This is a genomic window from Methylobacterium sp. D53M (assembly GCF_053345625.1).
In genome coordinates, this window is record NZ_JBKFAL010000060.1 from 1 (window position 1) to 6,643 (window position 6,643).

The 6,643-nt window shown below is 64.4% G+C and carries 5 protein-coding genes; 2 read left to right on the forward strand and 3 right to left on the reverse strand.

All coding sequences use genetic code 11. The annotated features are described in order from the left end of the window. The 3 genes from ACLBYG_RS31240 to ACLBYG_RS31250 all read right to left on the reverse strand — a co-directional run. Nucleotides 1–1,112, reverse strand: a 1,112-nt coding sequence (locus ACLBYG_RS31240; RefSeq protein WP_447684045.1) for a DGQHR domain-containing protein, incomplete at its 3' end; no start/stop codon positions are given. Nucleotides 1,113–1,191: 79 nt separating this feature from the next. Further along, nucleotides 1,192–1,710, reverse strand: a complete 519-nt coding sequence (locus ACLBYG_RS31245) for a hypothetical protein (protein WP_447684041.1) — start codon at nucleotides 1,708–1,710, stop codon at nucleotides 1,192–1,194. Between the two features lie 479 nt (nucleotides 1,711–2,189). After that, nucleotides 2,190–4,127, reverse strand: a complete 1,938-nt coding sequence (locus tag ACLBYG_RS31250) for a DNA phosphorothioation-associated putative methyltransferase (RefSeq protein WP_447684042.1) — start codon at nucleotides 4,125–4,127, stop codon at nucleotides 2,190–2,192. A 1,124-nt stretch (nucleotides 4,128–5,251) separates the two neighbouring features. Between ACLBYG_RS31250 and ACLBYG_RS31255 the strand changes: the two genes are divergently transcribed. Further along, nucleotides 5,252–6,064: a hypothetical protein gene (locus ACLBYG_RS31255; protein ID WP_447684043.1), complete on the forward strand. Its 813-nt coding sequence runs from the start codon at nucleotides 5,252–5,254 to the stop codon at nucleotides 6,062–6,064. Between the two features lie 250 nt (nucleotides 6,065–6,314). Further along, nucleotides 6,315–6,611: a hypothetical protein gene (locus ACLBYG_RS31260; protein WP_447684044.1), complete on the forward strand. Its 297-nt coding sequence runs from the start codon at nucleotides 6,315–6,317 to the stop codon at nucleotides 6,609–6,611. The last annotated feature ends 32 nt before the right edge of the window (nucleotides 6,612–6,643 follow it).

Here is a 6,643-nt window from a genome sequence, read left to right on the forward strand (position 1 = left end):
GCACCGATCCTTTCCAGGATCGCTCTCCGGATCGCCGTCCTCCCGCTTCCGGACGCGTTGCGAAACTCGTCCGAGCCGAAATCGATCGTTGCGGCGGGCCGAAGGCGTTCTCGGAACGCAGACGTGGTCACGTTCTTGTTGGCCAGGAAATCGGGGACGATAATTCGCAACACGTCGAAGAGCGCCTGCACGCCGACGGTCTTGATGATGAACGAGCGGCGCGATGCGGTTTTCCAGAAAAGCTCATCGCACGCTTCAAGAAAATTCTTCGCCGTCCGATAGATGGCCTCGTCTCTCGTATTGACGTAGTAGCTGCGCAGCGGGGTTCGGTCGGAGGGCCCTGCGCTCAAGGTGAGGCGATTTTGGCCAAAGCTCGTCAGAATACGGTTCGCGTCCCGTTTAGGATTTGCCGAGAAGAGCCGAAGAAGCCCTTCGACCACGACGGCGGTTGAGATCTGCCAGTCGATGCCGCGCGAGAGCCGATCGAGCGCGGGACCACGCTTGGGCGCGACGATGATCCGGCCGTGAAGCGGAGAGTCGTCCTGTACGTTCAACCGCCGGGTCAGGAACACGGCCAATTTCTCCGGCGTCCACGTATCGGGGGCCTCCTCGGCAACGTTGTACCCGAATAGTTCGTAGGTCAGGCTCTTGTCGACGCGCTTCTGCGTCGAGTTGATGGTGGCGAAGAGCTGAGCCTGGAAAGGCTTAGGTAGATCAAAGTAGATCGAACAGATCAGAGGCATGTCCAGATGGAGCGCCGCGGCCGGCTCAGTGAAGGCGAACAGGCGGTGCTGCCCATCCACAACCGCCGCCAGTCGCGCAGCGCTCGGCACCACGACCGTCCAGAGGCCGTCTGCATCGAGCCTGACTGTCCAGGCATCGGGCTCGACGTCGGCTTGGTCGTCGCCGACCTCGTCGGCAGGCAATGAGTTGGCAGCCAGGATGATGGCGTTGGGGAACGCGCTGTCGGAGCGCGCTATGTAATCTGCAATCTGCCTAAGTCGCTTATCCTGGGTGAAGCGCTGGTTACCGTCGAGCGTATAGCCTCCGTGGGCCATCTCCGCCCTGGCAGCGTGACTGTGGCAGACCGCCAAGAGCACCCGTGCCGGCATGACGGCCACGTAACATAGCCCTAGGGGCTGCCTGACCTCGAGGGCCCGGACCTCAAGAGGGAATCGGATCGGATCCATATCAGGCTTCCAAATCCCCGAGACCACCGCTGAGGTCGGCGTTGGGATCGCCGCCGATCGCCGCGGACGGGTCGTCCTGGAAAATGGCGGCGTCCGCATTTGCCGCGACCCAGAACCACATCGAAGAAGCGCAGAGCGACCCCAGCAACAACATCCGCCCCCAGACTGCCTCCGCCGGGACGAAAGAGAGGTAGCCGGCCGACGCGAGGGTGCCAACGAGCCACGTCGTCGACGCCGCAAGGATGCGCTTGTCCTCGTGCTGCTCCAACAGGACTTGGACAAAGGTGACGCCGGTAACGGCCGGAAAGAACGTTACCAGAGCTCCTTGCAAGCTCGCTGTGTCGTGAGCGGGCAGCTTAAGGTGTATGGCGAGCAATTCCAGCCATATGGCCCAGCCACTGAAGGCGATGTTGAGCAGGAACCCGAAGAAGAAGGTCGCATTCCGCCACGGCTCCGTGGAGCGGCGCTTCAACTCCGCCCTCAATCCGGCGATGCCGATGCCCCCTATGCGACCGCCCACCCCTACCTCCTCGACCGGCAGGGGCGGCGTGCCCTGCGGAACTCGCGGTGGTGGGCAGTGCCATGGTTTTCCTATGGCGTCGATACCTACGGGTGGTAAGGCGGCAACATGGTACCTCTGTGCGATGATCGAGGCATGAAAAGGCTGGTCCGCGGCTTTTGGAAGATTGCGTCAGGGCCAAAGTAGCCGGTCGGAATCGCGTTGGTTCACCGGCTTCACCTGTTCGGCCAAGCTCGCTCGGCTTTCAACGCGCCGTCCTTGACGCGCGTCACGGCGGCCTGTCTTTGGCCGCCTCGCAAACCGTCGCCCCGGTGCATTCTGGCTCCACGGCGGCTCGCAACAACGTTTGACTCGAGGCCCTACGTCATCGGCGAGGCTTAGGCGCCGCGACGGCAGTTGGTGCCCGCGCAGGTCTGCTCCTCGTCCCGGCAGGCGCCGGGGTCTGGCCGGCGAACCGGATCCGTTGACGGATGCGCGGCTCAACTCACCGGATGGTCCTGAAGGGCACGGGCCACCTCGTAGCGTCGGACGGTCATGGTCCCGCTCGGAAGGTTCAAGAGGCGGATCGCGCGCCCCTCGATGGCAGCACGGTCCTCACGCTCGGGCCCAGCCTCGGCATAGGCCGAGCGGCAGACCAGCAGGAGGCTCTCGGCACCCTCATACGTGCGATCTCTGATCGTCTGCCGCCCGAGATCGACCCGGACAATGCGCGTGACCTGCGGGAGGCGGGCGTCGAAGTCACGGACGAAATACAGCGAGAGGGTACCCTTCGCCGAGTTCACTCGCAGGATCTCCGCGTCGTCGAGGTCGCCGAAGATCACGCTCGCGCATCCAAGAAATCCGCGCAGCCCCAGCGGGAGGTCGTGTCGACGCTCGCCACGGAAGTGCACGACAGCCTCCTTCTCGTGGTGGGCCAGTCCCTGCGCCACAGCCTGGTCGCAGGCCTCCAGGATCCGCGCCGTGTCACCGAGGGAGAACAGGAACGCCTGCGAGGCCTTGCGGGCTCTCGCGATGCTGCCGAAGAACGCCTTAGCATCACGCCTGAGGCTATCGGCCAGGTCCGCCAGCGCCGCGGATCGCGTGAAGGCGCCGAGGGCGAAGTACAGGGTCAGGTCGTCACGGCGGTCGCAGGCGGCCTGCGCGTACGCTTCCCGGTCGAACATCGCTTCGCACCAAGCGACGGCGCGGCCGAGGGAGACATTGGAGGACTTCAGAAGGGCCGCCGCGTCCGGAGGGATCTCGTCCGGCGAGGGTGGACGGCCGAGACAGAGCATCCTGCCCCAAAGGGTCTCAAGGGCGGGTCTCAGCCGATCCGCAAGGGGCTTGCCGACCGCGGCGGCACGCTCGCGCGGCGAGGGGCGGAACACGATCTCGCGCGCGACCCGCTGCACCTGCCGGCGGTATAGGAAGTCGCGCTCGTCGGCGGCATGGCGGAAGGCAAACATGACCCCGTGCGCAACCGCCACCGCCTCGACACCCGTCGCAGCGCCGACGATTTCTCGAAGCTCGTCCGGGGTGAAGTATCGCTGGAAGGTTCCGCGCGAGGTGAGGTACCCGTCGCCGTAGGGTTTCAACCCGGTCGTGAGCCGGTGGCCGGCGACCATGACGGCGACGGCGAGGACGCGTCGGCACAGGGACCAAGCCTGCCTGAGCGTCTCCAACCGCTCGGCGGGCCTCTCGATGACGTTAAGTACGAAGCCCAGATTCACGGTGTCCGCCGGCTCAAGATCCGCGTCAGGCAGGAAGTGCGGGTCCCATCCGCGCGCCGCCACGCCGCTCTCGACCAGGGCGCGCACGTCGTCGCCCTGGCCGCAGCCATAGTCGAGCACCTCGACACCGACCTCCACGAACCCGTGGCGGGTGAGGGCCTGCATCGGTGTCGACAGCCGGTTGCGCGCAAGCGCAGTCTTGTGGCGCGCGATCCCGGACGTCGCAGGTGTGGGCGCGATCTCCACCAAGGCATGTCCCTCCACGCGAAGGCCGGCGCGCTCCAACCGATCCTCCCAGGCACGCACGGTGCCGATCCGACGTGGGTCGGCGAAGAGGCCACGCTCCTCCGCCGAGACCGTCAAAGCTGTGAACCTGGGGATCCGTGGGTCGCTGGGACGAAGGAGGTGTTCCTTTCGGTGGAGGATCGGCGGATTAGCTCGATGAGAGTAGTCCATCCGCCGAACCTCTGCACCGGTGACGCGGACCCCGTGCAGTAGGCGGGGAAACGGACTCGCGTCGAAGTCCTCGTAGAGAAGGAGCGAGACCCCGCCCATCCCAACCTTCGCCACGTTCCAATTCACCGGGGCCGCTTTCGCCTCCGCCGCTGCGATGGACGCGCGGTCGGGTGCGCGGAGTAGGTCGACGGCCTCGCGGTGCAGGTAGGTCGTCCCGCCGATGTGCTTGCCGATGTGCGCCCTGCGCGCCATGTCGATTATCCTACCGGCTCTCACGTTCGAGGCGCCTCGCTCGGCACGGGCCGCCGATCGGTCCGGATCGGGGAAACCCGATCGGCATCGACATGATATGGAGGTCCGACATGGCATCCTTCGATCGCCGGAACGATCACAAGCTTCGTCAAGGATCGCTCCGGATCCGTCTCAAGCCTGCCCGACAGGTTGGAGGAATGCGCCGGCGATCAAGGCCAGTCGATAACGTGGCGTGTCGCGTCCCGGCATATCTCAGCATCCGGCCGGATTGCGGGCCATCGGCCCTGGTCTGAACGGCCGCCCCATCGAGCGTGGCGAAAACCGGCCTCGATAGATTCCTGAACGTAACGGTGTGCCGGACACGCGTCTCGCCATGCTTCAGGCCTTCCCGAACCTCGATGGATCGCGACCGAGCAAGTTTCGCCATCGGAGGCCAGCCGAGCCGACGCAGCAGACAATGGCATCGCCTTTCACGCGGGGCTTGCTGAGAGACGCGGCGTCTCCACGGGTGTAGTCCGGGGCCCCGCGGCGGCGGGCTGCTCGACGATCCCCGACGCAAGGCGGTCTGCCGCTTTGCCACGGCCACCCAGGCCGACAGCGGCCGGGAAATGCGTCGACACGGTCACTCACTTGCCGCTGCCGGGCATCGATGCGAGACTACTGAGGACATGGGTCGCTCACTGCGATGCATAGCAAGGCCCTTTCGAGCCAGATCGACTGGCTTCGATCCGTAAACGGACGGCCACTACGTGCGCGCGGGACTGGGCCGACCCGCGTCCTCGCGACGCGCTTGCGAGCTGCGAAACGGCATCGCCTTCATGGCGGGTATCACGATCCTCCCGGCGATCCGCCGGAGGCCGCCAACGTTCGTTCGCTGCCTCGAAGCAGAAGTCCGGGTTGTTTGGCCGCGGGGGCGCACGGCCATTTCCGCGGGTGATCCTCGGTGACGATCCTCGTCCGCAGTCAACGTATCTCGGCCTTCCCGCGAGCGCCCTTGCGCTTAACAGCGATGGCTTTCGCTCCCGGCGGTTGCGGATTGCCGACCGGTCTGCAACTGCGACCACAGAGTTGTGCGGGCACGTGCCCGTCGGCATGGGTCATATCCCCTGATCGGGAGATCGAGATTGAGCACGGACCCGAAAAGTCAGATGGCGGGCTCGGCCGCGTTTCACCCACCGACCGGAGCCGCCGCAACCAGTGCGGGGACGACGCGGGATGCCGCTCCGGCCAGTTCGGGAGCTCCCGCCCCGTCGGTCGGCACTGCCGAACTGGCGCCGGACAAAGCGTTGGAACATCTCTGGCGATTCTTCGCATTGCACGCGCAGCAACGCATCTCGGTGTTCAACTTCTTCGTCGTCCTGTCGGGCGTGCTCGCGACAGCGATCGGTGGCGGCATCCAGGCAGGGCGGCCCATGGCACTCCTGGTAACGGTGCTGGGCGTCCTGCTGATCCTCGTCTCCTTCGTCTTCTGGAAGCTCGATCAGCGTGGATCCGACTTGATCAAGCTCTCCGAGAGCGCGTTGCGGGCGGGCGAGGCTGCCTGCTTGCCCGAGTATGCCCGCATCTTCCGGATAGAGTCGCAGGTGGCGGGCGGCGCGGCCCAGGTTGACGAGCGAAGGCCCCGGACGAGATGGTCCTTTCGAACGGCTTTCAGGCTAATGTTCCTGATGATGGCACTCGCCGGAGCCTCGGCAAGCGCGTACTCGATTTTTCGACTGATCGCGGAGCCGGCGGCCAAACCCGACGGGCTGGTTCGAAAGGACGGCGCAATGGACGCCGTTGGGACGTCCAAGCCGGAGCAGGCGCCCAAGCCTGCGGCACCCGAGCCCATGACGGTGCCGAAGGCGGAACGCACACCCGAGGCTGAACCAGCACCGAAGCCGAATTCTGATGCCTTGCCGGCGGCGAAACCCGAAGCTCCGCCGAAGGATCGGTAGGCCGCAAGCCTACCCGCACCAGACTTACAGTACGCTAATGGAGCCGTTGTTACTCCAAGCATCGCGTTGACCTTGTTGAACCGTGTTCGAGCATCGCAGCGGTTCGGTCTGACAAGGGATGAGTAATGTTTCACTTTGGGCCATCGACAGAGGAGCGAGAAACTGGTCGGACGCGTGAATGATTTTTTGATGCTGCAAGTTCGGCAAAGCAACGAGGGTCAACCGCGCCGACAATGAGGAAGACGGTCGGATGGCGATTCTATTTTTTCCACTTCAAGATTGGCAAATCCAATTCATTGCGAATGCAGCAGTGATAAAATTCAAATCATCTCAAGCGGCAACAGCGCAGCCGAATGACTATCTGTATCTGATGTGCCGTCGGCAACCGGATCAACGGGATCTGTCGCCTAGCGAATGGCAACTGGAAGTTGACAACACCCATCACTGCAGGTATGTTGTCGAGGCATTTGAAGTAGATTGTCTGAACAGTGGCTTCTCGGGATTACGTCAGCGCGCGTCAAGAGAACAGGCGCGGCCCGGGCCGTGACGATTTCGCTTCCCTCCTCGAGGAGAGCTTCT